Below are 26450 nucleotides of genomic sequence, written 5' to 3'. Positions count from 1 at the left end.
AGCGGCCATTGTGAAGCTAAACACCATCGCGCCCGAGCGGGAATAACGGCGGCGCTGACGAATCCAATTCCTTTGCAAGGTAACCGAATTCGAGGGCGCACCATAGCCGCTTCGCCACTGCGCGCACTGGCATTGGGCTGCCGGTTTCATCGGAGTACGCTGGTGTGTCGCTGTGGGTTTCAGCAGCAGCGCGGTTCTACTGCGCTGGTGCGATACCGCATCCGCCAGTAGTCGCGCTCCGACATCACCGGTTCCCCGGGATGGGTGCGAGACCGATGCGCCACGTAGCGCCGATAGTGGTTGTCGCCCATCAGTGTGCTGCAGTACCAACCGATCTGACGGCCGGTCCGTGTGACCCGGGAGGTAAGGCGTCCCATTGCTTCTGCACCTCCTTCTCGGCAGCGGTCGGGATCATGCCCGACGGTGCGAAGATCCGCGACGGCACCGGCTCGTCGGCACTGAGGGGTGAGCCACCGCCGCGGATGGCCTTGAGCGCCACGACGACTCCCGCGGCCACCACGATGACGACCAGCACGGCGAAGACGATGGACAGCGTGCCCTGGATGAACGTGTTGCGGATGACGGCGTCGAGCTGGTCGGAGTTCTTCGCCGCGCCCAGTGCCGTCTTGCCCGCGTCCCTGGCGTCGCGGTACTGGAAGTGCTGCGTCCAGTAGCCCAGCTTCGGGTCGCTGGAGAAGATCTTCTGCCACGACGCGGTCATCGTCACGATCAGGTCCCACGCCAGCGGAACGCCGGGAATCCACGCCCACTTCAGCAACCCGCGTTTGATCACCACCACGGTGACCAACGTCAGGGCGATGGCGGCGAGCAACTGGTTCGCGATGCCGAACAGCGGGAAGAGCGTGTTGATTCCGCCGAGGGGGTCGGTGACACCCATCAGAAGAATGCTGCCCCAGGCGGCCACCACGATGACGCTGCAGCTCCATGCGCCGATGCGCCAGCTCGGATTGCGCAACTTCTTCAGCGGCCCACCGAGATTGGCGAGCCCGTCGGACAACATGAACCGGGCGACCCGAGTGCCTGCGTCCACGGTGGTGAGGATGAACAGCGCTTCGAACATGATCGCGAAGTGATACCAGAACGCCTTGAGGCCCGTGCCGCCGAAGACCTGGTGCAGCACCTCGGACATGCCGAACGCCAGCGTCGGCGCACCGCCCGTGCGCGACACGATCGACTCCTCGCCGACGCTCCTGGCCGCCTCGTTGATCTCGTCACCCGTGATCGGGGCACCGGACAGTCCGAGACCGTTGACGTAGTCGGCGGCCGTTTGAGCCGTGGTGCCGGTCTGCGCGGTGGGTGCGTTGATCGCAAAGTAGAGGTGCTGGTTGAGGATGGCCGCGGTGATGAGCGCCATGATCGCGACGAACGACTCGGTGAGCATGCCGCCGTAGCCGATCAGCCGCATCTGGCTCTCCTTCTCCAGGAGCTTGGGCGTGGTGCCCGAGGAGATCAGGGCGTGGAAGCCCGACAGTGCGCCGCAGGCGATCGTGATGAACAGGAACGGGAACAGCGACCCGGCGAACACCGGTCCGGTGCCACTGGAGGCGAACGTGGATATCGCCGGGGCCTCCATGATGGGGCGGGCAATGAGGATGCCGACCGCCAACAGGACGATCGTGCCGACCTTCATGAACGTCGACAGGTAGTCGCGCGGCGCCAGCAACAGCCACACCGGCAGCACCGATGCGGCGAGTCCGTACGCGATGATGCACCACGACAACGTCACCTTGGACAGGGTGAACCAGTCCGTGCCCCAGGCGGTTTCGGCGACCCAGCCGCCGGCCACCACCGCGAGCAGCAGCAGCACGACACCGATCAGGGACACCTCCGACACCCGGCCCGGTCGCAGGAAACGGAGGTAGATGCCCATGAAGAGGGCGATCGGAATGGTCATCGAGATGGAGAACACACCCCACGGGCTCTCCGCCAGCGCCCCGACCACGACGAGGGCCAGGACGGCCAGCAGGATCACCATGATCACCAGCACGCCGACGATCGCGGCGACGCCACCGACGGTGCCCAGCTCGTCACGCGCCATCTGCCCGAGCGAGCGGCCGCGGCGGCGCACCGAGATCGACAGCACCAGATAGTCCTGCACGCAGCCGGCGAAGACCGCGCCGACGATGATCCAGATGGTGCCGGGGAGATAGCCCATCTGCATGGCGAGGACGGGACCGACCAGGGGGCCCGCACCCGCGATCGCCGCGAAGTGATGACCGAACAGAACCCGCCGATCGGTCGGCATGTAGTCGGTGCCGTTCTCGAACACCTCGGCCGGGGTCGCGTTGTCGTCGCGCGGCGTCACGATCTTCATTTCGATGAGCCGGGCGTAGAACCGGTACCCGATGACGTAGGTACACACGGCGGCGACCACGAACCAGACCGCGCTCACCGTCTCGCCGCGGAAGAAGGCGATCACCGCCCAGGCGACGGCTCCGAGCAGCGCAATGATCGCAAAGACGATCTTGTGCTTCGTCGTGATGGGGGACCGGTCGACGATCGCCACGGGCGGCAGATCGGCTTCGGTGCGGACGTAGGTGATGTTGCCGTCGGTGTCCTCGAGGCGGCCCGAGGCTGCGGGTACGGGGGGTGAGGCCATGGGTCGATCCTTTCACCGTGGGGAGCGCGGTTTGGCGGAATGCCGCCATTGGGTCGGCTCCGGAGTGTTCTACGTCTGCGCGCTCAAATGCGTTCGTGCAGCATGCGCACGGCGTCTACCGTGTCGGCTTCGGCGGCGGTCTTGTCGTCGCGGTACCTCAGCACGCGCGCGAAGCGCAGTGCCATTCCGCCGGGGTATCGGCTGGAGGTCTGTACGCCGTCCAGGGCGATCTCGACGACCTGTTCGGGGCGCAGCTTGACGACGCCGCTGGCGGAGCCGGCAATTCGGCCTGAGTCGTCGGTCGGGCCGTCCGCCAATTCGAGGAATCTTGCCGTCTGCCAGGCCAGCATCTCGTCGGTCATGCCCTTGAAGGTCTTGCCGAGCATCACGAAGCCGCCGGTGGCCGGGTCGCGGGCGCCGAGGTGGATGTTGGACAGCTTGCCCGAGCGCCGGCCCGAGCCCCATTCCACCGCCAACACCACGAGGTCGAGGGTGTGCACCGGTTTGACCTTGAGCCAACCCGCCCCGCGACGCCCCGCCTCGTACGGCGCCGTCGGCGACTTCGCCATCACCCCCTCGTGACCCGCGGCCAACGTCGCCGCCAGAAAGTCCGCCGCGGCCGCACCGTCGGACGTCACGAGCCGGTCGACCCGCTGTGCGGCGGGAACGATCGCGTCGAGGGCGGCGTGGCGCTCGACCGTCGGCAGGTCGAGCAGGTCGTCGCCGTCGAGGTGCAGCAGGTCGAAGAAGAACACCGACAGCGATTGGGCGGCCCGCTCCGCGTCGAGCCCGGCCTTGCCCCCGCCGCGCCCGAACCGCGACGCCGTCACCTGGAAGCGGTGGGGCCTGCCGTCGGGCCGCAGCGCGATCGCCTCGGCGTCGGCGATGAACGAGGTGACCGGCAGCGCGAGCGCCGCCGCCACGACCTCCGGCAGGCGGGCGGTGACGTCGTCGAGGCTTCGGGTGTAGACCGACACGGCGTCGCCCGCGCGGTGGATCTGGACGCGGGCGCCGTCGAGCTTGGCTTCGAAGATCGCCGTCCCGCCGAGCCCGCCGAGGGCGTCGTCCACGCCGGTCGCAGGCTGGGCGAGCATCGGACCAACCGGGCGGCCGACCTGGAGCACGAACTCCGCGAGTGCGGCCCGTCCCTCGGTCAGGACGGCCGACGCGACGATCGGCAGGTCGCCGCTCAGCATCGCGGCGCGCCGCACGTCGGCGGCGGGGACCCCTGCTGCCTTGGCCACGGCGTCCGCCATCACGCCGACCAGGGCGCCCTGGCGCAACTCGCCGCTGAGTAGGCGCTTCAGGAACGTTTGCTCGGTGTCGGTGGCGGCGGAGAAGAGTGCGGACAACGACTCCGACCGTCGGCCCTGCGAGCCCTTTCCGGAGACGAGTCCGATCTCGGTGAACGCGGCGTGCACACCGGACACCGTCAGGGACGCCTCCGCGGCCGGCGGCGGCAAGGACCGCAGCGCGGCCCAGCCGACCCCGATCTGGCGCTGCGGCAAGTCACCGGACAGCCAGGCGACCACGACGGCGACGAGCGTGGGATCGCCGTCTGCGGCAGCGGCGGTCAGCACGTCCGCGATGCGGGCGATCTTGGCCGTTCGCGCCGAGACGGCCCCAACCTCGGCGGACGTGACGGCGACCTCGACGAGCAACACGTGACCAGCCTGACACGCGGGTATGACACCGCCACACTTTCGTCCAAGCAACATCGCAGCCGACGGTCAGGAAGCCACGCCACACTCGCTGCTACTCGACCGACTCCCGACCGAAGGACGCCCGTGCTGACCTTGCCCGTGATTGGCGTGATCACGTGGACGGGGTTCGAGCACCCCTGGCTGTTCCTGTTCGCTCTGGTACCGCTGGCCCTGCTGGCGCTCTACGTCGTGACGCAGGCGCGGAGGCGACGGCGGGTGGCTCGCTTCGTCGGCGCCGCACCCACGGCCGCGGCGTCGGTGCGGTGGCGCCACGTGCCGCTCGGTCTCACACTGGTTGGCCTGGTGGCGTTGACCGTCGCACTGGCCGGGCCGACCCGTGACGTCCGGATACCGCGCAACCGGGCCGTCATCATGCTCGTCGTCGACGTGTCGCAATCCATGCGGGCCACCGACGTCGACCCCACCCGGCTCGTCGCCGCGGAACAGGCGGCCAAGCAGTTCGCCGGCGGCCTGACACCGGGAATCAACCTGGGGCTCATCGCCTTTGCGGGCAACGCCAACCTGCTGGTGGCGCCAAGTCCCGACCATCAGGCCACGATCACCGCACTCGACAAGTTGCAAACGGCCGACCGGACGGCGACGGGCGAGGCCATCTTCACCGCGTTGGAGTCCATCGCCACGGTCGGGGCCGTCCTCAGCACCGACGGCGACACCTCGCCGCCGCCCGCCCGCATCGTGCTGCTGTCCGACGGCGACGAGAACGTCCCCGGTGACCCGAGCGACCCGCGCGGCGCCTACACGGCGGCGCGCTACGCGAAGGACCAGGGCGTGCCGGTCTCGACCATCGCCTTCGGCACCTCCGGCGGCTACGTCGACCTGAACGACGAACGACTTCCGGTCCCGGTTGGCAAGGAGACGATGACCCAGATCGCGCAGCTCTCGGGCGGTCAGACCTACACCGCCACCAACGTCGAGCAACTGAACCAAAGTTACGAATCGGTCCAGCGGCAGATCGGCTTTCAGGTCTTGCCAGGCCCGGCCGGCGACGGTTGGGTGCGCCTGGCGGTGCTCTTCGCGACCGTCGCCGCCGTGCTCGCCCTCGTGGTCAACCGGCGGCTTCCGACATGACGCTGCCGTTCCTCGGTCCGCTGGCCCTCTCGGGGTTCGCGCACGCCTGGTACTTCCTCTACCTGCTGGTCGTACTCGGGCTGGTCGCGGCCTACGTCGTCGTCCAGTTCGGTCGTCATCGCCGCGTGCTGCGGTTCGCCAACATGGAACTCCTGCAGCGCGTTGCGCCCGCGGCACCTCGCCGCCGATGGCGTCACGTCCCGGCGATTCTGTTGGTGATCTCGTTGGCCACGTTGGCTGTTGCGCTCGCGGCGCCGACCCGCGACGTGCGGATCCCGCGCAACCGGGCGGTCGTGATGTTGGTGATCGACGTGTCTGAGTCGATGGTCGCCACCGACGTGCCGCCCAGCCGGTTGGCCGCGGCCAAGGAAGCGGGCAAGCAGTTCGCCGAGGAACTGACACCCGGAATCAGCTTGGGGTTGGTCGCCTTTGGCGGAAGCGCGACACTGCTGGTCTCGCCGACGACGAACCGTGCCGCCATGACGGCGGCGATAGACGGTCTGAAACCCGAGGAACGCACCGCGACCGGTGAGGGCATCTTCACGGCGCTGCAGGCCATCGCCAGCGTCGACGCCGTGATGGGTGGCGGCGACACGCCCGCACCCGCCCACATCGTCTTGGAATCCGACGGGGCGGAGACGATTCCGCGAAACCCCGACGAACCCCGCGGTGCCTACACCGCGGCCCGTTCGGCCAAGGATCAAGGCGTGGCCATCTCGACGATCTCCTTCGGTACCCCCGACGGCGTCGTCGGCATCGACGGGGAACAGGTTCCGGTACCGGTCGACGACGCGACGCTGCAACACATCACCGACATCTCCGGCGGTCAGACCTTCCACGCGGGCAACCTCGACGAGTTGAAGAAGGCGTATGCGGCCCTACAGCAGCAGATCGGCTACGAGACGATTCGCGGTGACGCCAGCCAAGCGTGGGTCCGCCTCGGGGCGTTGTTGATGGCGGCCGCCGTGCTGGCTTCGGTGCTCACCAATCAGCGGGTGCCGGTCTGACCGGTCGGTCTCACTGCACGTCGAAGGACACCGTGTGCCAGCCGGTCGCGCCGTCGGGTACGACGTCTGCTTCGTCCGGGGTCTGGACCGTGCCGGTGGAATCGGTGGCCCGCACGGCGATCTCGTGCGGTCCCGGGGTCTCGGCCTGCCACGGAAAGCTCCACAGCCGCCACGTGTCGTTCGAGTAGCTCGCCCCGAGTTGGGCAGGCTGCCATGGTCCGTCGTCGACGCGCACCTCGACGGCCTTGATGCCGCGGTGCTGGGCCCACGCCACGCCGCCGAACGTGGTGGCGCCCCTTGGCACTTCGGCACCCTGGCGGGGTACGTCGATCCTCGACTCGGTCTTGATCGGTCCGCGGGCCGACCATCCGAGCTTGGTCCAGTACGCCTCGGCGCGGTCGAAGCGCGTGAGTTCCAGATCGGCCAGCCACTTGGTCGCCGAGACGTAGCCGTAAAGGCCGGGCACCACCAGGCGGGCGGGGTAGCCGTGCTCGGTGGGCAGTGGTGCGTCGTTCATGCCGATGGCGAGCAGGGAATCACGCTGATCGGTCAGCGCCTCGACCGGCGTCCCCGCGGTGAAGCCGTCGATTGAGGTCGAGAGCACCATGTCGGCGTCGGCGTGAATGCCGACCTCCGCCAACAGGTCTCGAACCCGGTATCCGGTCCACTTGGCGTTCGAGATGAGATCGCCGCCCACCGGATTGGACACGCACGTCAACGTCACGATCTGTTCGACGAGCTGGAATCGCTGCAGGTCGTCGAAGCTCAGCGTGACCTCGCGGTCGACCATCCCGTGGATCCGCAGCCGCCAGTCGCCGCGGCTGACCTGGGGCACGCTCAGCGCGGTGTCGATCCGGTAGAAGTCTGCGTTCGGCGTGATGAACGGGGTCTGGGTGAAGCCGGCGGGCTGCACGCCGGGCGGAATCACCGGCGCGGGTGTGCCCTTCGGTGTCGGAAGCGTGAAGGCGGTGCGATCGTCGGCCACCGACGAGTTCAGCCGGTTGAGCAGGGCGCCCGCGACGCCCGTCACGGCGCCGGCGCCGATCAGCCCGAACGTCACCATGGACAGGCGTCGGCCGCGGTCGGGCTCGGCCGATGACGATCCGTCGGCGGCGTCCGGCGCGGCGAAGTGGCCTGCGACCAGCCAGCGCAACACCAGCACGCCGCACACGGTGCCGATCAGTGTCGGCACCACGTCGACCGGCGTGGCTCCGGCACGGCTCACCACGGCGGCACATCCGAGCACACCGGCCACCACGATCGCGACGCTGCCGACCGGTCGTCGGCGCGTCTCGTACTGCGCCGTGATGGCCGCGATCACCGCGACGACCACCAGCACGACGATCGACAGCGCCAGTTTGTCGGACGTGCCGAACGACTGGATCGCCCATTCCTTGACGGGGCCTGGCGTGAGGTCGACGACCGCGGAGCCGACTGCGGTCCGCGAATCGGCATGCGGGCCGAACGCCACCGCGGTGAGCTGGGCCACGCCCAGAGCGACCGCCGCGGCGGCGACACCGATCCAGGGGCTTGGACGTGTTGCCGTTTCGACCATCCCGCCAAGCTACCGACTGCGCCGCCCATGGGTCTTACCGCGCCGTGACGTCCCCCCGCTAGGGTGATTTTTGGCGCGGAAACCGTGGCCGCGCGAACGTTTCCGCGCCCGAAATCGTAGGGGGAAGGGGCCCGATGGCCACCATCGCGACTCAGATCATCACCGCATTGGTACGCAGCGGTGTGCGACGCGTGTACGGGCTGCCCGGGGACAGCCTCAACGGGTTCACCGACGCCATTCGGCGGAACGACGACGTCAGCTGGGAGCACGTGCGCCACGAGGAGACGGCCGCGTTCGCCGCGGCCGCGGACGCCGCACTGACCGGTCAGCTGGCCGTCTGCGCGGGTAGTTGTGGACCCGGCAACCTGCACCTCGTCAACGGGCTCTTCGACGCGCAGCGCTCACGGGTGCCCGTGCTGGCGATCGCCGCCCACATTCCGCGCAGCGAGATCGGCTCGGAGTACTTCCAGGAGACTCACCCGCAGGACCTCTTCTCCGAGTGCAGCGTGTACTGCGAACTCGTCAGCACGCCGGAGATGGCGCCCCGCATCATCGAGATGGCGATGCGCGCCGCGATCGAGGAGAACGGCGTCGCAGTCGTCGTCGTCCCCGGTGAGATCTTCCTCGCCCACGCCGTCGAGTCCGGGTGGCTGACCAAGCCGATGCTGCCAACCCGCTCAGTGGTGCGACCCGACGACGAGAGTCTGCGTCGGGCCGCCGACATCCTCAACGCGGGGGAGCGCGTCACCATCCTGGCCGGCGCGGGCGCCGCGGGCGCGCACGACGAGCTCGTCCAGCTGGCGAGCACGCTGAACGCTCCGGTCGTCCACGCGTTGCGAGGCAAGGAATTCGTCGAATACGACAACCCGTACGACGTCGGCATGACGGGCCTGCTGGGATTCACCTCGGGGTACAAGGCGATCAAGGAAGCCGACACCCTGCTGATGCTGGGCACCGACTTTCCGTATCAGCAGTTCTATCCGGACCATGCCCGCATCGTGCAGGTCGACGTGCGTGGCCGAAACCTGGGTCGCCGCACGCCAATCGACCTCGGCTTGGTCGGAACCGTCGCAGACACGGCGACCGCCTTGCAGCCGCTGCTGACCACGAAGACCTCGCGCGAGCACCTCGACCGGTCGCTCCGTCACTACGCGAAGACGCGCAAGACGATGGACGGGTTGGCCGTCAACGACCGCGACAAGACCCCCATCCGACCGGAATATCTTGCCGCTCTTGCCGATCGGCTGGCGACCGACGACGCGGTGTTCACCGTCGACGTCGGCTCCCCGGTGGTGTGGGCGGCCAGATACCTCCGGATGAACGGCAAGCGCAGACTCGTCGGCTCGTTCAACCACGGCACCATGGCGTGTGCGTTGCCGCACGCCATCGGCGCACAGACCGCGTTTCCAGATCGGCAGGTGGTGGCGTTCGCCGGCGACGGCGGCCTGACCATGCTGTTCGGTGAGCTCATCACGCTGTTGCAGAACCGCCTTCCGGTCAAGGTCGTCGTCTTCAACAACTCCTCCCTCAACTTCGTCGAGCTCGAGATGAAGGCGGCGGGCATCGTCAACTACGGCACCGAGCTCGTCAACCCGGACTTCGCCGCCGTGGGCCGTGCGATGGGGGCCTTCGGTCGCAGGGTCGAGCACCCCGGCGAACTGGAGCAGGCGTTGACCGACGCCTTCGCCCACGACGGCCCGGCGATCGTCGACGTCGTGACGGCTCGCCAGGAGCTGTCCATTCCGCCCGCCATCAGCGCGGAACAGGCCAAGGGCTTCTCGCTGTATGCGATTAGGACGATCATGGCCGGGCGTGCCGATGAGTTGCTCGACCTGGTCACAACGAACGTGTCTCGACGTCTCCTGGACTGATCAGGCTGGGGTCTTCCGGAAATGGCGCACTGCCGCTAATGTTTGCGCATGTTCAAGATCGTGATGTCTGCGGCGGCTACGGTGATGCTGGTCGCGGGGTGCGGCGGTGGCGTGAAGCCCGAGGTTCCCAGCCCGACGGCGGGCGCGGTGAAGCCGGACGCCAGCAGCATCACGATCGAGGGCGACTCGTCGGCTGCGGTGAACAAGCTCGCCATGGAGGCCATCGCAGACCTTCAGACGTATTGGTCTGAGGAGTTTCCGAAGCTCTACGGTCAGGACTACAAACCCGTCGAGGGTGGGTTGTACGCCCTGACGCCGGATTCGGAGTCGGGGCCCGCCTGCGCCGACAACTACGGCGACGTCGAGGGCAACGCGTTCTACTGCAAACTCGACGACTCGGTGGCGTGGGACGCCGCCGGCCTGTTGCCCGACCTGCAGAAGAAGTACGGCGACTTCGTCATCCCGGTGGTTCTCGCGCACGAGTGGGGCCATGCCATGCAGCAGCGCTCGGGCTTCTTCGATCAGAACGAACTGACGGTCAGTTCGGAGCTGCAGGCCGATTGCTTCGCCGGGGGTTGGGCCAAACATGCCCAGGCCGACAAGGTCTTCGAGGTGACGGGCGCGGACTTGGACAAATCGCTGGCGGGCATCCTGGATCTGCGCGACACCCCGGGTACCAACGCTCAAGACCCGTCGGCGCATGGCAGCGGCTTCGACAGGGTCAGCGCGTTCCAGGACGGCTACGACAACGGCGCCGAGAAGTGCAAGGGGTACGCGGACGGTGAACCCATGGTGCTCGAGCTGCCCTTCAACGACGCCGAGGACGAGGCGAGCGAGGGCAACGCCCCATACGACACCATCGCCAACGGGGTGCCCTACGACCTCGAGGACTACTGGAGTCAGGTCTACCCCGAGCTGACCCAGGGCAAGGCGTGGACGCCCCTGGCGCCGCAGCAGCCCTTCGACCCGTCGAGCCCACCGACGTGCGGCGGGCAATCGGCGGAGGGCTACGCGTTGTTCTATTGCGTACCAGAGGATTACGTCGGTTGGGACAACATGGACGCGATGCCCGCGATCTACGACGAAGGCGGCGACTATGCGTTCGCGACGTTACTCGCCACCCAGTGGGGGCTGGCGGCGCTCAGCCGGCTTGGCGACGAGTCCGACGAGTTGACCTCGACCGCACGCGGTGATTGCCTCGCCGGCTCGTACACCGCGAGCGTCATCCTCTACAACCGCGAGGCCACCAGCACCTATCACATTTCACCGGGTGACCTCGACGAGGGAATCAAGGCGCTGCTGCTCTTCCGCGGTGAAGGCGACGTCGACCGCCAGGGAGCGGGATTCGACCGGACCCGGGCGTTCCGGGCCGGCGTCATCGACGGCGCGGAGGGCTGTCTTTCCTACCAGGCGTAGCGGATCGGCCTAGACCGGGCGGGACCAGCACGCTGCCGTCGACGCCTATCCGACGTCGCGCTGCAGCGGTGCCCGGTCAAGTGGCAGTATCTCCTGGTGGTCGCCACGAGGCTGTGAGTTCTCGCTCACACTTCCCGCCGTGATTACCGGTATGGAATTCGGTGCGCGATTATGAAGTTCTGCTAAATAATTGCGTGACCGAAGACCATCTAAGGGGGACTCCATGTCCGTTCAGTCGAAGTCGTACGTGCTGCTGGCGGGCATGGCCACGGGAGGGCTCGTCGGCGCCGGCCTGATCGGACTCGGCGTTCCGACCGCGTCGGCCGCGCCGCGATGCTCCGACGTCGAGGTGGTGTTCGCCCGCGGCACCGACGAACCCGTCGGAGTCGGTCGCGAGGGTCAGGCGTTCATCGACTCGCTCAAGGGCAACCTCAGGGGCAAGACGGTCGGCGTCTACGCCGTGAACTACCCGGCCGACCACGACTTCTTGCAGGCCACCGCCGGCGCCGCCGACGCCGCCGCGCACGTCCAGTTGACGACGTCGACCTGTCCGAACACCAAGATCGTGCTCGGCGGCTACTCCCAGGGAGCCGCCGTGATCGACGGCATCACCGGTGATCCGGCCCGGTTGTTCGGGCTCGGCCAGCCGATGCCGCCCGAGGTGGCGGATCACGTGGCCGCCGTGGCCGTGTTCGGCAACCCCCTCAACCGTTTCGGCGGTCCGCTCACGGCGCTGAGCCCGCTCTACGGCGCCAAGACCATCGACCTGTGCAACGGTGCCGATCCGGTGTGCTCGCCGGGCGAAGACCGCCCCGCGCACAGCCAGTACGTCGAGGCCGGATTGACCAGCCAGGCAGCGGCATTCGCCGCCGATCGGGTCAGGTCGTTCGTTCCCCCTGGCGTCTAGGCGTGTAACACGCAGCGGTGCAACGACTTCGGCCGAATCGCTGGTAAGACTGGGGCGGGGCGGCGACGATGTCAGGCATGGCCGACGACGTCCCGACCCTGACCGACGCCGACCAGCTGGCGCTGCGGGACTGGGTTCGGCGGACTGGCCTCGGCTCCCGGGTGACCGACGTGGAGCCGCTGACCGGGGGCAGTCAGAACATCGTGGTGCGCCTGCGAGTCGACGATCGTCCGATGGTGCTGCGGCGCCCACCCCTGCACCCGCGTCCGACGAGCGACAAGACCATGCTGCGCGAGATCGCCGTCTTGCAGACTCTCGCCGACACCGGGGTCCCGCATCCGGCATTCATCGCAGGCTGTGAGGATCTCGACGTTCTCGGCGTCGTGTTCTACCTCATGGAGGAGGTTGACGGCTTCAACCCCGGCAACGAGATGGCGCAGCCCTACGTCGACGACCCGGCGTTTCGGCACGACGTCGGGCCCGCCTACGCCGCCAGCCTGGCCCGGCTCGGCAACGTCGCCTGGGAGGGCAGCCCGCTTGCCGCGCTGCGCAGGCCCGGTTCCTTTCTGGCGCGCCAGGTTCCACAATTCCTCGGGCTGCTGCAGAGCTACCGTCACGACGCCTACGACCCAGCGTCGCTGGCCGACGTGCCTCGGTTGGCGACGTGGCTGGAGGACAACCGGCCCGACGACGGCGAACCGGGCGTCATGCACGGTGACGCCCATCTGAACAACGTGCTGTTGCGTCGGGACCGGCCCGAGCTGGCGGCGTTCATCGATTGGGAGATGTGCACGATCGGTGAGCCGTTGCTCGACTTGGGGTGGATGCTGGTCTGCTGGCCGGCCGAGCCCAACACCATCGACGCGGGCTCGGAACTGGCTGCCCTCGGGGGCCTCGCGAGCCGCGCGGAACTGGTCGAGGCCTACGCCGCGGCGGGTGGTCGGCGCACCCCCCGGCTGGACTGGTTCAAGGCCCTGGCCTGTTTCAAGCTCGGCGTCGTCATAGAAGGCACGTGGTCGCGGTATCTGGCCGGGCAGGCCAGCTTGGAGGCCGGACAGCGGCTGCATGCGTCGGCGGAGTCGCTGATCGAGCTCGGCGTCCGGGTGAGCAAGGGTGACGACCCATTCGTGTGACGGCGGCGTGTGACGCCGGCGCCTAGCGGTAGGCGTCGACGCCGAGCTTGACGGCCAACGCCATTCCCGCGACGGCGATGGCGAGACGCAGCGGCCGCGACGGTGCCCGTCGCACGATGGGTGGGCCCAACCGCGAGCCGAGGAGGCAGCCGAGGCCGAGCGGAACCACGGCCAGCCAGTAGACGGGTGCAAACACGATGAAGATCAGCGCCGCAACGCCGTTGGCGACCCCGAGGACGACGTTCTTGGTGGCGTTGGCCTTGGCCAGCGACTCACTGCCCGTGCGCAGGAACAGGGCGAGCATCAGCACACCCGCCGCGGCGCCGAAGAATCCGCCGTACAGGCAGATGGCCAACAGGGCGACGCTCTCCACCACGACCCGGGCGACGCCACGACGAGGTTCGGCGACGCGGTCGCGCTGGGGCAGGGCGATCACGACCGCCGACACCGCAAGCAGGATCGGCACGACGTCCTCGAAGCCTTCGGCAGGCACCGACAGGAGCAGCGCCGCACCACCCGCGCCGCCGAGCACCGCCAGCGGGACGAGCCGCAGCAGGGCCGACCGTTGGCCGCGCAGTTCGGGTATCGACCCTGCGACGGACCCGACGCCGTTGAACACCAGGGCCACGGTGTTGGTGACGTTCGCCGTCACCGGGGGCAACCCAATCAGCAGGAGCGCGGGATAGGTGGTGAGGGACGCCAACCCGGCGATGCTGCCGCACAGCCCGCCAACGACCCCGGCCGCGAAGAGCACCACGGCATGCCACCAACTCATATGGTCATCGGCGATGAACCTTAGTAGACGACGAAAGGGCTTGCGTCCCACGGTGGGGGAGGCCTAACATCGGCTCCGTGCCGAAGCGACTCGTAGTAACAACCCGCAGCGGGGTCTGATCCAGACCGACCCCTCGCTGTGGGTCGTTGTTACACCGTCGGTCGATTCCTCGCATCAGAGAGACCGGCACATGTCCACCAAGTCCTTCACCGCTTCGTCCTTCACCGCTTCCGCTCTGCCCGCGCCGTCGTTCGCGGCGCACGTTCACATGCCGTTGCCTCGGGAGTTGCGCGACGACGCGGCGTCGATGACGCATGACGCCTTCCTCGCGCGGTACGCGCCGTCGTCGGGCCCAGTGCGGCTCGGCCACTGGCAATGCACCGACCTCGACCGGCCAGCCAGCCTGCTGGGTGCGCAGGCACGGAACTTCCAGGCCACGATGGCCGTCGGCGATCGCATCGGCACGTCCACCGCCGCAGCCAGCGGTCCCATCTCCGCACTGACCGCGATGCTCCACGGGCGTGGCGTCTCACTCGAGATCGAGGCCTTTCATCAGCTTCCCGCCATGGGCGGCACGGCGACGTTCATCCGTGGCACCGACGGTGTCGGCGAGGAGTGGGCCATGGGCTGGTCGGACGACGCCACCCAGTCGGCTTTGCGCGCAGTGATTGCGTGCGCCAACCTGCTCTCCGCGTGAAGCGGGCCGACGTTTGACGTGTCTATCTACTAGTAGGTAGATTGACGGTCATGACGGCGACCACCGAGGACGACATCCTGCGCAGTGCCAGGGCCCTGCTGGTCGGTGGTGGTTACAACGGCTTCAGTTACGCCGACGTCGCCACGTCGGTCGGCATCCGAAAGGCCAGCATTCACTACTACTTTCCGACCAAGGTCGACCTGGTCAGCAGGTTGGTAGCGCGGTATCGGGAGGAAGCCGAGGCGGGGTTCGCCGACATGGCAAGCCAGCACCCCGACCCGCTCGACCAGTTGCGGGCCTACGTCGGATTCTGGTCGGACTGCATTCTCGACGGCACCAACACCTTCTGCCTTTGTGCGCTTCTCGCCACCCAGATCCCCGTCTTGCCGGAGGCGGTCGTGGCCGAAGTGCGTGCGTACTTCGCGATGCTGTCGACGTGGCTCGCCGCGGTTCTCGACAACGGTTGCAGGCAAGGAACTTTCACACTGAACGACACCCCGGCAGCCGAGGCCGAGAAGTTCATGGCCGCCGTCCACGGTGCGATGCTCTCCGCCCGTGCATACGGCGACGGCAAGGTCTTCGCCTTGGTCACCGAGCCCCTGTTGGACGGGCTGACGGCACGCCGCTGAGCTAACCCCGCACCACCCGAACCGACCGCCCTCGTCGCCGACGCATGGCGCGACCCCGCATGGAAGGAACACGCCAATGACCGAACGAGTGCTCGAGGACCGTAGGACCGACGGACGGCGCTGGCTCACCACGTATTACCTTGCGCGAGCGGCATTCTCCGTCGTCTGGGTGGCCGTCGCCTTCACCGTGGCCGCCGACATGCCGGTGCTCGCCGGTGTGCTCCTGGTGCTCTATCCCGCCTGGGATGCCGCGGCCAACGTCGAGGACGCCCGACGCAACGGGGGATTGCGGCACAACCCCACCCAATCCCTCAACGCGATCGTCAGCGCCGCGACCACCGCCGCGGTGGCAGTCGCGCTCGGGATGAGCATGTACGCGGTCCTCGGCGTGTTCGGAGTCTGGGCCACCCTCTCGGGCCTCTTCCAGCTCGGCACGGGACTGCGCCGCTGGAAAACCGTTGGCGCCCAATGGGCGATGGTGCTCAGCGGGGCCCAGTCCGCCGTCGTCGGCGGTACCTTCCTCGTCAAGGCCAACGGGTCCGTCGTCCCCGGTATCGCCGACGTCGCACCCTATGCAGGCTTCGGCGCGTTCTACTTCATGGTGTCGGCGCTCTGGATCGTGGTGTCCGACCGCCGGCGCGGCTAGCGCAGCGGCCGCAGGATGATCGGCATGCCGTCCATCGGCACGGGCATGCCGCCGTAGTCCCACCTCTGCTCGCGACCGGGGTGCGCCAGCTCCAGCTGGTACTTGCGCAGCAGCCGGTGCATGATGACCTTGACCTCGAGCTGACCGAACATCATGCCGATGCACTTGTGCGACCCGCCGCCGAAGGGCGTGAACGCGAACCGATGCTTCTTGTGTTCGTTGCGGGGCTCGGCGAACCGGTCGGGGTCGAACTTCATCGGGTCGGTCCAGAACTCCGGAAGCCGGTGGTTCAGTCCCGGGTACGCAATCACGTTGGTGCCCTTGGGAATGTGGTAGCCGAGCAGATCGGTGTCGCGGACCGCCCGTCGCATGGCCCACTGCACCGGCGTCACCAACCGCATCGACTCGTTCATGACGAGGTCGAGCGACTCGAGCTTCTCGAGCGATTCGATGTCGACTGGTCCGTCGCCGAGGCGGTCGGACTCGTCGCGGCAACGGTCCTGCCACTCGGGGTTGGCGGCCAGGTAGTAGGCCATGGTGGTTGCCGTCGACGTCGAGGTGTCATGGGCGGCCATCATCGTGAAGATCATGTGGTTGACGATGTCCTCGTCGGAGAACTTGTTGCCGTCCTCGTCCTCGGTCTGACACAGGACGGTCAGCAGATCCGAACCCTCTGCGCCGCGACGTTCCTTCACTCGGGCCGCGAAGTAGTTCTCCAGCAGCTTGCGCGCCTGCAGGCCACGCCACCAGGTGAAGGGCGGGACGCCGGTGCGGATGATCGCGTTGCCGGCGCGGACGACCGTGGTGAAGGCGTTGTTGACCTTGGTGACGAGTTCGTGGTCGGTGCCCGGCTCGTGGCCCATGAACACCATCGAGGCGATGTCGAGGGTCATCTGCTTCATCGCCGGGTAGAGCAGGAAACGCGGGTCGTTGGCCACCCAGTCGTTGGCGATCACCTTGGAGACCACCTTGTCGACCTGCTCGGTGTAGCCAACGAGACGGGTGCGGACGAAGGCCTCTTGCATGATCCGGCGGTGGAACATGTGCTCTTCGAAGTCGAGAAGCATCAGGCCGCGGTGGAAGAACGGCCCGATGACCGGGACCCAGCCCTCCTGGGAGAAGTCCTTGTTGCGGTTGGTGTAGATCGCCTGCGCGGCGTCGGGTCCCAGTGCCGTGACCGCGGCCAGGGCCGGGGAGTCGGCGTAGTAGATCGGACCCTTGTTCTTGTAGATGTGCATGAGGTATTCGGGTCCGCCGCGGAACATCTCGATGATGTGGCCGACGACCGGCAGCCCTCCGTCACCCATCACGGGCTTGAGGCCGCTGCCTACGGGCGGCTCCGCCAGGGGCTTCTGCGGAAAGTCGGTGCGGAGCAGCTTGCGCTCGAGTGCGCCCATCCCAGGGAAGTTGTTGATCGACGGCGTGAAGCGGCGCTTCGCTTGATCTCGCAAGTACTCCGGGGTGCTGATGGTCGCCATTGGCATGCTCCTGGGCTGAAGGACGTCTGTGGTCGATGTCACTGACCTAACTCATCCTGTCCGTCCTACTTGACGCATGTCAAGTTTTGATCTGGCGTGGCGTCGGTGCAAAGGTTGTACGCGATGACCGCCGAATCCGCCCCCAGTGAGGCCCGCAGAAGCCGCGGTGACCGGCAACGTGAGGCCATCCTCAACGCCGTTCACGAGTTGCTGCGCGAAAAGCCGTTCTCGGAGCTGTCCGTCAGCACCATCAGCGACCGCGCCGGCGTGGCCCGATCGGGCTTCTACTTCTACTTCGACTCCAAGTACTCGGTGCTCGCGCAGATGCTCGCCGAGGCCATGCAGGAACTCGAGGAGCTGACCCACTACTTCGCTCCGCGGGGCGCCGACGAGTCCACCGCCTCGTTCGCCAAGCGGATGGTCGGCAGTGCCGCACTCGTGTACGTCCACAACGATCCGGTCATGTCGGCCTGCAACTCGGCCCGCAGCACCGATGCCGAGATCCGCGAGATCCTCGATCAGCAGCTGGGGTCGGTGATCGACCAGATCGTGAAGATCGTCGAGGACGAGGCGAAGGCGGGGACGGCGCACCCGATTTCCGACGACGTGCCGACGTTGGTGAGAACTCTGGCCGCCACGACCGGCTCCACCCTGTCTGGTGACACGGCCTTCGTCGGCGCCGATCGCGACATTCCGCGCGCGGTCGAGGTCCTCGAACGGCTGTGGCTGTACTCCCTGTGGGGCGGCGGGAGCCTGTCCGGCGGCTAACCGTCGTTCGGCTGGTCGTCCAGTGCGTCGTACTCTCGTCGTGCCGACGCGACGTCGGACGCGTGTGTGAACGACCACGTCGTCAGTTCGGTGAGAACGCCCTGCAGGCCGTGGCCCAGTGCCGTCAGCTCGTAGTCGACCCGCGGCGGCACCACCGGATGGACCGTTCTGGTGATCAACCCGTCGCGTTCCAGTCCGCGCAGTGTCCTGGTGAGCATCCGCTGTGAGACCAGCCCGATGGAGCGCTTGAGTTCCATGAACCGCATGGGCCCGGCGCCCAGCAGCGAGATGACCAGGACCGACCACTTGTCGCCAATGCGGTCGAGAACGTCGCGCACCGGACACGCTCCGAACAGTTCGTCCGGCGGCAACTCCAGCAGAGCGGCAAGGGACCCGGTTACTTCCGTGTGCCGGACTGACGCCAAAGTGCCTTCTTGCATCCCGACTCCCGGTCTCAGACGATGTGGTCAGTATCAAACGATAACCGAGGAGCAACCAATGACCACGATCGGAATCACCGGAGCCGCAGGCGCGTTGGGGCGGCGCACGGCTCAGTACGTCCTCGCGTCCCACCCCGCCGATCAGGTGGTGTTGTTCAGCCGGTCACCCGACGCGCTCGCCGACGCCGGCGCGGCGACCCGGTTCGCCGACTTCGACCAACCCGACGGCCTGGCGGACGCCTTCGTCGGCGTCGACGTCCTCCTGTTGATCTCCACCGACGCGGTCGGGCGCAGACGCGCGCAGCACGAGGCGGCCGTCGCGGCGGCCGCCAAGGCCGGGGTGACGCGCCTGGTGTACACCTCGATGCCGAACGCGGACGGTGACTTTCCCGCGAGGCTGCGTCCGCTGTCCGACGACCATGTGGCGACCGAGCGCGCATTGCACGCGGCGGGCCCCGCCTGGACCATCCTGCGAAACGCGCTCTACCTCGAAGCGGTCGGCACCGGCTGGGCGCAGGCCGTGGCAACTGGAAGCCTGGTCACCAACAACGGCACGGGCAGACACGCCCCCGTCACCCGCGACGACTGCGCGGCGGCCGCTGCCGCGGTCCTCCTCGGCGACGGCCACGACGCCAAGTGCTACGACGTCGCCGGAGCGCGACTGCTCGACGACCGCGCGATCGCGACGGCGCTCGGCGAACACCACGGTCGACCGGTCGACGTCGCGACCGTCTCAGACGAGGCCTACCGCGACGGACTCGTCGCCGCCGGTTTGCCCGCCGAACTCGCCGACGTGCTGACCGGATTCGGCGAGACGATCCGCGCTGGCCTGCTGGAGACGCCACTGGGCGACTTCGAGGCGTTGACCGGCCGTCCGCCCGTCACGATCGAAGAATTCCTCGCCGGGACCGAACGGGGTAGCCGGTAGGGTCGCCACCATGGTTCACAGCTACGCGGGCAAGCGATGTTTCCTTACCGGCGCAGCGAGTGGAATCGGTCGTGCGACGGCGCTGAAGCTGGCCGCCGACGGCGCTGAACTCTTCCTGACCGACCGCAACGCCGAGGGGCTCGCCGAGACGGTCGCCGACGCGCGTGCGCTCGGCGCCACGGTGACGGCTCATCGTGCACTCGACGTCTCCGACTACGACGCGGTGGCCGCGTTCGCCGCCGAGGTCCACGAGGCCATCGGTGGACCGACGCCCGCAGTGGACGTGGTGATGAACATCGCCGGGATCTCCGCATGGGGCACCGTCAGCCACCTGACCCATCGGCACTGGGAGTCGCTGATCTCGGTCAACCTGATGGGGCCCATCCACGTCATCGAAAGCTTGGTTCCCGCAATGGTTCTCGCCCGTCGGGGCGGGCACGTCGTCAACGTGTCCTCGGCCGCCGGGTTGGTGGCCCTGCCGTGGCACGCGGCCTACAGCGCCAGCAAGTACGGCCTCCGCGGTCTGTCGGAGGTGCTGCGGTTCGACCTCGCCAGGCACCGCATCGGGGTGTCCGTCGTCGTCCCAGGAGCGGTCAAGACACCCATGGTGCAGAGCGTCGACATCGTGGGCGTAGACCGCGACCATCCGCAGGTGCAGAAGTGGGTGGAGCGGTTCAGTGGCCACGCGGTGTCGCCGGAGGTGGTCGCGGACAAGATCCTTCGCGGCGTCGCCCGCAACCGGTATCTCATCTACACCTCCGCCGACATCCGCGCGCTGTACGCGTTCAAGCGGGTGGCCTGGTGGCCGTACAGCGTCGCCATGCGCCGGGTGAACGTGATCTTCACCCGAGCGCTGCGACCCTCTAAGGCCGGTTGAGGCCAAGCGCGTCGGTCATGGTGAAGAAGAGGTCCGTCTGATCGGTCAGAGCCACGACGTTGGCAGCGCGTGGGCCGAAGGCGGCGATCCGCAACTGCGTCCCGGTGTGACCCTGGTCTTCGATCCCCACGTCGGCTGACGTGCCGTAGCTGACCAGCATCTCGGCGTCGTCGGCGGTGGTGAGAAGGCGGGTGAGGCCGGGATACATGATGTCGCGGACTCTTTCGACGGGCTGCTTGGTGTCCTCGGCGATGCCCTGCAGATCCTCCTCGGTGTACGGCTCGGCGATCTGACTGGTGTGGGCGTGGTCGGCCGTCGCGATCACCAGCGTGTTGCCGTCCTTCTTCGCGAACTCCAGCGCCGCCTGCACGGCTTCGTCGAAGGCCACCGTCTCGCCGATCTGGCCGCACGGGTCAGCGGCGTGGTCGCGCTTGTCGATCGACGCGCTTTCGACCTGGAGGAAGAAGCCCTTGTCCTTGCCCTTGTCGCTGCCGGAGAGCAGATCGATCGACTTGTTCGTCATGGCAGCCAACGTGGGCACCTCGGCGCCGCGCTCGGGGTTGTCGGTGCACCTCGCCGCGGGCTGAAGGTAGCCCTGCCGGACGGCGGCGGGACCGGTCCAGCTGACCGGCAGGTTGCCGTCGGCGAACAGGCCCAGCAGCGGGGCGTCCTTGTCGGCCTTGGTGATCGAGTTCAATTCGTCTGCGGTGCGGACCATGTGGAAGCCGCGTTCCTTCGCCTGCGCCTCAAGGGTCTTGCCCTTGAAGTCGCCACCGTTGGCGGTTTGGGCGAAGGTCTCGGCGCCGCCGCCCATCGTGATGTCCGGTCGCGTCGCCAGCAATTGTTCGGTCACCGAGCCGAGCCCGCCCCTTTCGAGGGCCTCCGACTTGCAGTCCTCGGCTATTTCCTTGGGGCCGTAGCAATCTCGTTCGGTGATGTGCGAGAACAACGCCGCGGGGGTGGCGTCCTGGATCTCGGACGTGGTGATGTCGCCGGTCGCACGACCCTGAGCGATCGCGAGTTCGAGGATGGTCTTCTGCGGGGCACCCTTGACGTCGATTCCGAGTGCGCCGTTGTACGTCTTGGTTCCGGTGGACCAGCCCGTTGCGCTGGCCGCGGAGTCGGTGACGTAGTTGGGCTTGCCGTTCTTTTGCAGCGCGTAGGTGGTGTACTGGCCCGTCAGCGGCAGCGCGTCGAGTCCTGCGAAGAAGCCACCCGCCCCCTTCTCGTAGTTGCGTGCCAGGGTGATCTCCGAGTCGCCCATGCCGTCGCCGATCAACAGGATCACGTTCTTTGCGCCGGAGGCGTTCACCGCGTTGCGGATGGCCTCACTCTGGTCGCCGTCGACCCGGCGGGCGCCTCCGTTGGTCGCAAGATCTCCGGTGGCGGCGCGCGTGACTCCATCGCCGTTGGACGCCTTCTCGGTGTCGCTACTGCAGGCCGCCAGTGGCAACATCGCCACCGCACCGACCGCCAGTGCCACCTTGAGAACAACTCTCTTCGCCACCCGTGTCTCCTCGTTCGCCGTGTAGTGCCTGGCAGATTGAACGGGACCCCGGTTAACGGACGCTTATGCCGTGACGAACAACGCGAGCCGTCAGCGCTTGCCCCATTCCCACGGCGGCGTGGTGAGCAGCGTCTGGCCGGCGACGCGCGTCTCACCCCACTCCTTGTAGAGCTCGATCTCGCTGGCGTCGTCGACGTCCAGATGTCGGCGCATCATCTGCGAGTGTGTGACGACCACGACCTGGGTGGCGGCCGCCGCGGCGCGGATCATCGAGGCCAGCGGCGCCACCAGGTCGGGATGCAATGAGGTCTCCGGCTCGTTGAGCACCATCAGCGAGGGCGGCCGCGGGCTGAGAAGCGCTGCCCCCCAGAGCAGGAAACGCAGTGTGCCGTCCGACAATTCGGCCGCGCGCAGCGGTCTCAACATGCCGGGTTGGCGCAGTTGCAGCTCGAAGAGCCCGTCGTGCACCGCGACGGACACCTCGGCCCCGTCGAAGGCGTCGGCGACGGCCCGCTGTAGGTCGCCGGAGCCCAGCTCGAGGATCGTCTGGACCGCGGCAGCCAGATCGCCGCCGTCATCGGACAGCACCGGCGTCCTGGTGCCGATCCGTGGTCGTCGCGCCGGTGCGTCGGCGTCGACGCGGAACCCGTCGTAGAACCGCCAGTCGCGCAGTCGATCGCGTACGGCGGCGAGCTCGGGTAGCGCGTATTCGGCGAGGACACTTCGGTAGGTGGTCAGCGCGCGCGTGAGCTCGGTGAAGCCGCGCCCGGCGTCGTCGGCAACCTCGGCGTAGTCACCACCCCGACGGACCAGTGCGGCGCTTGGTCGCAGTCGTGGACCGGCGAACACGATCTCCCGCTTGATCTCGGGATCGCGCGCGAACAACGACTTGGGGCCGGCGTACTGCGGCAGGCCGAGGTCGATCAGATAGCCGAGATCGTCTGAGGAGAAACCGAGTTCGAGGGCGACGGGCCGCATGCGCGTGGTGCCCTGCACTTCGCCGGCACGTCGCGCGCCGGTGGGATTCTCCGGGCCTGCCCACAGCACCGACTCCAGCCCGCCTTCGCGGGCCAGCGAGCCGATCACCTCCCCGCGGCCGCAGTCGGCGAGGAGTTTCAGCGCCCGGTACACCGAGGACTTGCCCGTGCCGTTCGCGCCGGTGACGACCGTCAAGCCCGTCAGGGGGATCACGACCTCGCGCATCGAGCGGTAGCCCCGGATGGCGACGGTGTGCAACATGCTGACGAGGTTAGGTGGGGGCGGTGACGTTCGTGGCGTCCGGCATCGTCAGTTCGAGGCGAACACCGAGCAGACGTACGGGCCGATCCAGCTCGAACCGGTCGAACACCGAGAGTGCGGTGTCGCGGATGACGGACTCGTCGGTGCCCGGGGCTGCGAGCTTGCGGATCTTGGTTCTGGTGAAGAACGTCGAGGTGCGCACGGTGACGGCGACCCTGGCCACCGTGCGGCCCTGCTCGACGACCTCGGCGAGGGTCTCGCGGGCCAGTTCGACGATGGCCGCGTCCATCTCGGCGCGTTCGGTGAGGTCCTCGGCGAAGGTGACCACGTGGCTGCGCGACCTGGGCACCCAGGGTTCGGTGCTGACGGTGGCGTCTCCACCGCCCTTGGCCAGCAACAGGATCCACAACCCCGTGCTGGGACCGAACGTCGACACCAGGAGCTCCGCGTCGGCGGCGGCAAGGTCGCCCACGGTGATGATGCCAAGGGCGGCAAGTCGTTTCGCGGTCTTGGGGCCGACTCCCCAGAGTTGGTCGACGCCCCGATCGCCCATTACGGCCATCCAGTTGTCGTCGTCGAGGCGGTAGACCCCCGCCGGCTTGCCGAATCCGGTCGCGACCTTGGCCCGTTGCTTGTTGTCGCTTATCCCGACCGAGCACGAGAGGCCCGTCTGCGCCTCGACCACCTGGCGGATATTCATCGCGAGCTCGTGGGGATCGGCGACGTCGGCGCCGAGGTACGCCTCGTCCCAACCCCACACCTCGAGGGGATGACCGAGGTCGCGGAGCAGTCCCATCACCTCGTCGGAGGCCGCGTCGTAAGCGGTGGGATCCGACGGAAGGAACGTCGCCTCGGGGCACTTGCGGGCGGCCACCCGCAGCGGCATGCCCGCGTGCACGCCGCGCTCGCGCGCCTCATAGGACGCGCAGGTGACCACCTTGCGCGGTTCGGTCGGGTCGCCGTTGCCGCCGACGATCACCGGCAGGCCGACGAGCTCGGGGCGCCGCCGCAGTTCGACCGACGCGAGGAACTGGTCGAGGTCGACGTGTAGCACCCACGCCATGGGGCACTAGCTCCCGCAGAGCTTGCGCGCCAAGCTCTCCCACGCGTCACCCTGTCGATCGAGATCGTGCCCGACATCCTCGACCTGATGGGTGACGTAGTCGGGGTCCAGAAGCGACAGCAGCGCCTGTGTTTGCGCGTCGAGATCGCCGGTGGTGCCCGCGGAGGCGAGAAGCATGCGGACGTGGGTGCGGTGCAGGGTGGCGGGTGCGTTGAAGCGCATGTGCGGATCGGTGTTGGCGTCGGCGAGCAGGACGCGGTGATGCCAGACGAACCGCAGTCGGTCGCGTCCGTAGGCGATCAGCCTGGTCAGCGGGGGAGCGCCGGGCCCCAGCGGCGGGGGACCGAACATGAAGGCCGCTTGTTCGGTCTTCTCGGCCTCGTCGAGGAGTACGACCATCAGACCGGCGCGGCTGCCGAAGCGGCGGAACAGGGTGCCCTTGCCGACGCCCGCGGCATTGGCGACGTCGTCCATGGTGACGGTGTCGGCGCCGCGTTCTTCGATCAGGCGGCGGGCGGCGGCCAGTAGCAGCGCGCGGTTGCGGGCGGCGTCACCGCGCTCGACCGGCGCCGAATCGGTGACCGGTAGTCCGATCAGGCCGTCGCCGATGCTCATCCCTGCACTTTACGTCAGCCGGAATCAATCGGACTGCGGTCCAGTTGAGCTGTGAGAGGATCGTGGCGAATCAACCGAAGGGAGCTCTACGGACATGACAGACGTGAAGGTTTTGGTACTGGTCGGCAGCCTGCGGGCGGCCTCGCTGAACCGGCAATTGGCCGAAGTGGCGAGCGAGACGGCTCCAGCGGGTGTGTCGCTGCAACTGTTCGACCGGTTGGGCGACCTGCCGTTCTACAACGAGGACGTCGACGGCGACGGCGTGGCCGAGGTCGTGCAGGCGCTGCGCCTGGCCGCGGCGGAAGCGGATGCCGCGCTGGTCGTGACGCCGGAGTACAACGGCAGCATCCCGGGTGTGCTGAAGAACGCGATCGACTGGCTGTCGCGGCCCTACGGTGCCGGGGCGCTCAACGGCAAGCCGTTGGCCGTCATCGGCACGGCGCTCGGCCAGTACGGCGGAGTCTGGGCGCACGACGAGACGCGCAAGTCCTTTGGCGTGGCGGGACCCAAGGTCGTCGAGGACGTGAAGCTGTCGCTGCCGGCGGGGATCTTCGACGGCAAGCACCCGCGGGAGAACGCCGACGTGGTCCAGCAGGTCCGTGAAGTGGTGGAGAAGTTGACCGCCGAAGTCGGCTGACGGCGCTTCACCACGACCAGGCCGCCGGCGAGCCCCGAAAGGGGTTCGCCGGCGGTTTCGTCGTCTACGGGTGTCCCGTGGTGTGCTCGCCCGGGGTGGACATGGCCACTCACCTTGCATCCACTGACTCCGTGGTGGCCGTTTCTCGCGCTTTGCTACTCGACTGAGGAACCACCCCCGTTTCCGGACCGCTGAGGGAGAGCGTTCGCTTCGCGTCTGCCGGGACGCGTTCGACTAACAGGGAGGGGCGTTCCACTAACAGGAACGGGCGTCGTTGTGAATAACACGCCGGAAATTCCGCGACACACCGCAACGACCAGGCGAAATTTCATTTGTGTCATTAGGGCCATCTTGTATGTGCTCTACTAGTTGGACACAACATCTAGTGCCAAGCAACGAAGCGTCACAGGCTCAACTCAGGACTAGTTCATCCGCCCCAGCCGGGAAGTCATCCCTTCGGTGAGGTGTTGAACATATTGATGATTGCGCCAAGATGAGGTCTTGTCGGTGCCGTGCGAGACGCTTGTGTAGGAGACACGCCACATGCTTGATCATCGTTTCGCTGAGGGGAGCCCACCAATGACCGTCACCGTCTACACCAAGCCCGCATGCGTCCAGTGCAACGCCACCTACAAGGCGCTCGACAAGCAGGGCGTCGCCTACGACGTCGTGGACATCACCGAGGTGCCCGAGGCGCGTGACTACGTCATGGCGCTGGGTTACCTGCAGGCCCCCGTCGTGGTCGCGGGCAACGACCACTGGTCGGGCTTCCGTCCGGACCGGATCAAGCAGCTGTCCGGCGCCGTCGCAGCCACGGCGTAACAGAGAAGAACCCGGCGGGTAGGAGAGG

At 67.7% G+C, this 26450-nt stretch carries 25 protein-coding genes; 14 read left to right on the top strand and 11 right to left on the bottom strand.

What is annotated here, in order from left to right; all coding sequences use genetic code 11:
- Positions 1–179: 179 nt before the first annotated feature.
- From ASD37_RS30835 to ASD37_RS06615, 3 genes are all read right to left on the bottom strand, one after another.
- Complete coding sequence (locus tag ASD37_RS30835) at positions 180–311, bottom strand: CstA-like transporter-associated (seleno)protein (RefSeq protein WP_370072393.1); 132 nt, start codon at positions 309–311, stop codon at positions 180–182.
- Positions 311–2620, bottom strand: a complete 2310-nt coding sequence (locus ASD37_RS06620) for a carbon starvation CstA family protein (protein WP_056549271.1) — start codon at positions 2618–2620, stop codon at positions 311–313. The genes ASD37_RS30835 and ASD37_RS06620 overlap by 1 nt, the downstream gene beginning before the upstream one ends.
- A gap of 83 nt (positions 2621–2703) precedes the next feature.
- On the bottom strand, positions 2704–4284 hold the full coding sequence (locus ASD37_RS06615; RefSeq protein WP_056549269.1) for an ATP-dependent DNA ligase: 1581 nt from the start codon (positions 4282–4284) through the stop codon (positions 2704–2706).
- Between the two features lie 126 nt (positions 4285–4410).
- Here ASD37_RS06615 and ASD37_RS06610 point away from each other — a divergent pair, with 126 nt between their 5' ends.
- Together ASD37_RS06610 and ASD37_RS06605 are read left to right on the top strand one after the other, a co-directional pair.
- A complete protein-coding gene (locus ASD37_RS06610; protein ID WP_056549977.1) occupies positions 4411–5412 on the top strand; it encodes a VWA domain-containing protein in 1002 nt (333 codons plus the stop codon).
- Positions 5409–6419, top strand: coding sequence for a VWA domain-containing protein (locus ASD37_RS06605; RefSeq protein ID WP_056549267.1), 1011 nt, complete (start codon positions 5409–5411; stop codon positions 6417–6419). The genes ASD37_RS06610 and ASD37_RS06605 overlap by 4 nt, the downstream gene beginning before the upstream one ends.
- Positions 6420–6429: 10 nt before the next feature.
- On the opposite strand, the gene ASD37_RS06600 is transcribed toward ASD37_RS06605, so the two are convergent.
- The gene (locus ASD37_RS06600) at positions 6430–7974 is read right to left on the bottom strand and encodes a molybdopterin-dependent oxidoreductase (RefSeq protein WP_056549265.1); all 1545 of its coding nucleotides are present in this window, start codon (positions 7972–7974) and stop codon (positions 6430–6432) included.
- Positions 7975–8108: 134 nt separating this feature from the next.
- Here ASD37_RS06600 and poxB point away from each other — a divergent pair, with 134 nt between their 5' ends.
- The 4 genes from poxB to ASD37_RS06580 all read left to right on the top strand — a co-directional run bounded on the left by poxB (position 8109) and on the right by ASD37_RS06580 (position 13301).
- Entirely contained in the window at positions 8109–9845 is a 1737-nt protein-coding gene (gene poxB / locus ASD37_RS06595) for a ubiquinone-dependent pyruvate dehydrogenase (RefSeq protein WP_056549263.1), read from the top strand.
- 48 nt (positions 9846–9893) lie between these two features.
- Positions 9894–11261 carry a neutral zinc metallopeptidase gene (locus ASD37_RS06590; RefSeq protein WP_056549260.1) on the top strand — a complete coding sequence of 456 codons (1368 nt, stop codon included), beginning with the start codon at positions 9894–9896 and terminating at the stop codon, positions 11259–11261.
- Between the two features lie 223 nt (positions 11262–11484).
- The gene (locus tag ASD37_RS06585) at positions 11485–12168 is read left to right on the top strand and encodes a cutinase family protein (RefSeq protein WP_056549259.1); all 684 of its coding nucleotides are present in this window, start codon (positions 11485–11487) and stop codon (positions 12166–12168) included.
- A 77-nt stretch (positions 12169–12245) separates the two neighbouring features.
- Positions 12246–13301 (top strand): phosphotransferase family protein, encoded by a 1056-nt coding sequence (locus tag ASD37_RS06580; protein WP_156720724.1) that lies wholly within the window; start codon positions 12246–12248, stop codon positions 13299–13301.
- A gap of 22 nt (positions 13302–13323) precedes the next feature.
- Here ASD37_RS06580 and ASD37_RS06575 read toward each other — a convergent pair whose 3' ends face one another.
- Positions 13324–14076 (bottom strand): sulfite exporter TauE/SafE family protein, encoded by a 753-nt coding sequence (locus tag ASD37_RS06575; RefSeq protein WP_200959751.1) that lies wholly within the window; start codon positions 14074–14076, stop codon positions 13324–13326.
- Between the two features lie 190 nt (positions 14077–14266).
- Here ASD37_RS06575 and ASD37_RS06570 point away from each other — a divergent pair, with 190 nt between their 5' ends.
- The 3 genes from ASD37_RS06570 to ASD37_RS06560 all read left to right on the top strand — a co-directional run bounded on the left by ASD37_RS06570 (position 14267) and on the right by ASD37_RS06560 (position 16048).
- Positions 14267–14773, top strand: coding sequence for a hypothetical protein (locus ASD37_RS06570; protein WP_056549255.1), 507 nt, complete (start codon positions 14267–14269; stop codon positions 14771–14773).
- 50 nt (positions 14774–14823) lie between these two features.
- Positions 14824–15402 (top strand): TetR/AcrR family transcriptional regulator, encoded by a 579-nt coding sequence (locus ASD37_RS06565; protein ID WP_056549253.1) that lies wholly within the window; start codon positions 14824–14826, stop codon positions 15400–15402.
- A 76-nt stretch (positions 15403–15478) separates the two neighbouring features.
- Positions 15479–16048, top strand: coding sequence for a hypothetical protein (locus ASD37_RS06560; protein WP_056549251.1), 570 nt, complete (start codon positions 15479–15481; stop codon positions 16046–16048).
- Here the strand turns inward: ASD37_RS06560 and ASD37_RS06555 are convergent.
- Positions 16045–17526: a cytochrome P450 gene (locus ASD37_RS06555; RefSeq protein WP_056549242.1), complete on the bottom strand. Its 1482-nt coding sequence runs from the start codon at positions 17524–17526 to the stop codon at positions 16045–16047. The genes ASD37_RS06560 and ASD37_RS06555 overlap by 4 nt on opposite strands.
- Positions 17527–17649: 123 nt before the next feature.
- Here ASD37_RS06555 and ASD37_RS06550 point away from each other — a divergent pair, with 123 nt between their 5' ends.
- The gene (locus tag ASD37_RS06550; protein WP_056549971.1) at positions 17650–18294 is read left to right on the top strand and encodes a TetR/AcrR family transcriptional regulator; all 645 of its coding nucleotides are present in this window, start codon (positions 17650–17652) and stop codon (positions 18292–18294) included.
- Here the strand turns inward: ASD37_RS06550 and ASD37_RS06545 are convergent.
- Positions 18291–18734, bottom strand: coding sequence for a helix-turn-helix domain-containing protein (locus ASD37_RS06545; protein WP_056549241.1), 444 nt, complete (start codon positions 18732–18734; stop codon positions 18291–18293). The two genes, ASD37_RS06550 and ASD37_RS06545, sit on opposite strands and share 4 nt — an antisense overlap.
- A gap of 58 nt (positions 18735–18792) precedes the next feature.
- Between ASD37_RS06545 and ASD37_RS06540 the strand changes: the two genes are divergently transcribed.
- Both ASD37_RS06540 and ASD37_RS06535 read left to right on the top strand, forming a co-directional pair.
- Positions 18793–19662: an NAD(P)H-binding protein gene (locus tag ASD37_RS06540; protein ID WP_056549239.1), complete on the top strand. Its 870-nt coding sequence runs from the start codon at positions 18793–18795 to the stop codon at positions 19660–19662.
- Positions 19663–19672: 10 nt separating this feature from the next.
- The gene (locus tag ASD37_RS06535) at positions 19673–20539 is read left to right on the top strand and encodes an SDR family oxidoreductase (protein ID WP_056549237.1); all 867 of its coding nucleotides are present in this window, start codon (positions 19673–19675) and stop codon (positions 20537–20539) included.
- Here the strand turns inward: ASD37_RS06535 and phoA are convergent.
- The 4 genes from phoA to ASD37_RS06515 all read right to left on the bottom strand — a co-directional run bounded on the left by phoA (position 20526) and on the right by ASD37_RS06515 (position 24963).
- Entirely contained in the window at positions 20526–21995 is a 1470-nt protein-coding gene (gene phoA, locus ASD37_RS06530; RefSeq protein WP_056549968.1) for an alkaline phosphatase, read from the bottom strand. The genes ASD37_RS06535 and phoA overlap by 14 nt on opposite strands.
- Positions 21996–22136: 141 nt before the next feature.
- The gene (locus tag ASD37_RS06525) at positions 22137–23285 is read right to left on the bottom strand and encodes an AAA family ATPase (RefSeq protein ID WP_056549235.1); all 1149 of its coding nucleotides are present in this window, start codon (positions 23283–23285) and stop codon (positions 22137–22139) included.
- A 10-nt stretch (positions 23286–23295) separates the two neighbouring features.
- Positions 23296–24348 (bottom strand): DNA polymerase IV, encoded by a 1053-nt coding sequence (locus ASD37_RS06520; RefSeq protein WP_056549233.1) that lies wholly within the window; start codon positions 24346–24348, stop codon positions 23296–23298.
- 6 nt (positions 24349–24354) lie between these two features.
- Complete coding sequence (locus tag ASD37_RS06515) at positions 24355–24963, bottom strand: TetR/AcrR family transcriptional regulator (protein WP_056549231.1); 609 nt, start codon at positions 24961–24963, stop codon at positions 24355–24357.
- Positions 24964–25057: 94 nt separating this feature from the next.
- Here ASD37_RS06515 and ASD37_RS06510 point away from each other — a divergent pair, with 94 nt between their 5' ends.
- On the top strand, positions 25058–25600 hold the full coding sequence (locus tag ASD37_RS06510; protein WP_056549229.1) for an NAD(P)H-dependent oxidoreductase: 543 nt from the start codon (positions 25058–25060) through the stop codon (positions 25598–25600).
- Positions 25601–26179: 579 nt separating this feature from the next.
- Positions 26180–26422, top strand: coding sequence for a redoxin NrdH (locus ASD37_RS06505; RefSeq protein WP_056549227.1), 243 nt, complete (start codon positions 26180–26182; stop codon positions 26420–26422).
- The last annotated feature ends 28 nt before the right edge of the window (positions 26423–26450 follow it).

The sequence above is a fragment of the Mycobacterium sp. Root135 genome (assembly GCF_001426545.1).
In the GTDB taxonomy this organism is placed as follows: Bacteria; Actinomycetota; Actinomycetes; order Mycobacteriales; family Mycobacteriaceae; genus Mycobacterium.
The sequence above is the reverse complement of the archived record's forward strand: the minus strand, read 5'-3'. Positions and strand labels throughout refer to the sequence as shown.

Excerpts from the sequence above, each read along its gene's own strand:
- ASD37_RS06565 (WP_056549253.1), top strand. The coding sequence starts at position 14,824 with ATGACGGCGACCACCGAGGACGACATCCTGCGCAGTGCCAGGGCCCTG.
- ASD37_RS06540 (WP_056549239.1), top strand. The coding sequence starts at position 18,793 with ATGACCACGATCGGAATCACCGGAGCCGCAGGCGCGTTGGGGCGGCGC.
- ASD37_RS06510 (WP_056549229.1), top strand. The coding sequence starts at position 25,058 with ATGACAGACGTGAAGGTTTTGGTACTGGTCGGCAGCCTGCGGGCGGCC.
- ASD37_RS06590 (WP_056549260.1), top strand. The coding sequence starts at position 9,894 with ATGTTCAAGATCGTGATGTCTGCGGCGGCTACGGTGATGCTGGTCGCG.
- ASD37_RS06550 (WP_056549971.1), top strand. The coding sequence starts at position 17,650 with ATGACCGCCGAATCCGCCCCCAGTGAGGCCCGCAGAAGCCGCGGTGAC.
- ASD37_RS06555 (WP_056549242.1), bottom strand. The coding sequence starts at position 17,526 with ATGGCGACCATCAGCACCCCGGAGTACTTGCGAGATCAAGCGAAGCGC.
- ASD37_RS06545 (WP_056549241.1), bottom strand. The coding sequence starts at position 18,734 with ATGCAAGAAGGCACTTTGGCGTCAGTCCGGCACACGGAAGTAACCGGG.
- ASD37_RS30835 (WP_370072393.1), bottom strand. The coding sequence starts at position 311 with ATGGGCGACAACCACTATCGGCGCTACGTGGCGCATCGGTCTCGCACC.
- ASD37_RS06515 (WP_056549231.1), bottom strand. The coding sequence starts at position 24,963 with ATGAGCATCGGCGACGGCCTGATCGGACTACCGGTCACCGATTCGGCG.
- ASD37_RS06605 (WP_056549267.1), top strand. The coding sequence starts at position 5,409 with ATGACGCTGCCGTTCCTCGGTCCGCTGGCCCTCTCGGGGTTCGCGCAC.
- phoA (WP_056549968.1), bottom strand. The coding sequence starts at position 21,995 with ATGTTGCCACTGGCGGCCTGCAGTAGCGACACCGAGAAGGCGTCCAAC.
- ASD37_RS06505 (WP_056549227.1), top strand. The coding sequence starts at position 26,180 with ATGACCGTCACCGTCTACACCAAGCCCGCATGCGTCCAGTGCAACGCC.
- ASD37_RS06520 (WP_056549233.1), bottom strand. The coding sequence starts at position 24,348 with ATGGCGTGGGTGCTACACGTCGACCTCGACCAGTTCCTCGCGTCGGTC.
- ASD37_RS06560 (WP_056549251.1), top strand. The coding sequence starts at position 15,479 with ATGACCGAACGAGTGCTCGAGGACCGTAGGACCGACGGACGGCGCTGG.
- ASD37_RS06600 (WP_056549265.1), bottom strand. The coding sequence starts at position 7,974 with ATGGTCGAAACGGCAACACGTCCAAGCCCCTGGATCGGTGTCGCCGCC.
- ASD37_RS06580 (WP_156720724.1), top strand. The coding sequence starts at position 12,246 with ATGGCCGACGACGTCCCGACCCTGACCGACGCCGACCAGCTGGCGCTG.
- ASD37_RS06525 (WP_056549235.1), bottom strand. The coding sequence starts at position 23,285 with ATGTTGCACACCGTCGCCATCCGGGGCTACCGCTCGATGCGCGAGGTC.
- ASD37_RS06575 (WP_200959751.1), bottom strand. The coding sequence starts at position 14,076 with ATGAGTTGGTGGCATGCCGTGGTGCTCTTCGCGGCCGGGGTCGTTGGC.
- ASD37_RS06535 (WP_056549237.1), top strand. The coding sequence starts at position 19,673 with ATGGTTCACAGCTACGCGGGCAAGCGATGTTTCCTTACCGGCGCAGCG.
- ASD37_RS06585 (WP_056549259.1), top strand. The coding sequence starts at position 11,485 with ATGTCCGTTCAGTCGAAGTCGTACGTGCTGCTGGCGGGCATGGCCACG.
- ASD37_RS06570 (WP_056549255.1), top strand. The coding sequence starts at position 14,267 with ATGTCCACCAAGTCCTTCACCGCTTCGTCCTTCACCGCTTCCGCTCTG.
- poxB (WP_056549263.1), top strand. The coding sequence starts at position 8,109 with ATGGCCACCATCGCGACTCAGATCATCACCGCATTGGTACGCAGCGGT.
- ASD37_RS06620 (WP_056549271.1), bottom strand. The coding sequence starts at position 2,620 with ATGGCCTCACCCCCCGTACCCGCAGCCTCGGGCCGCCTCGAGGACACC.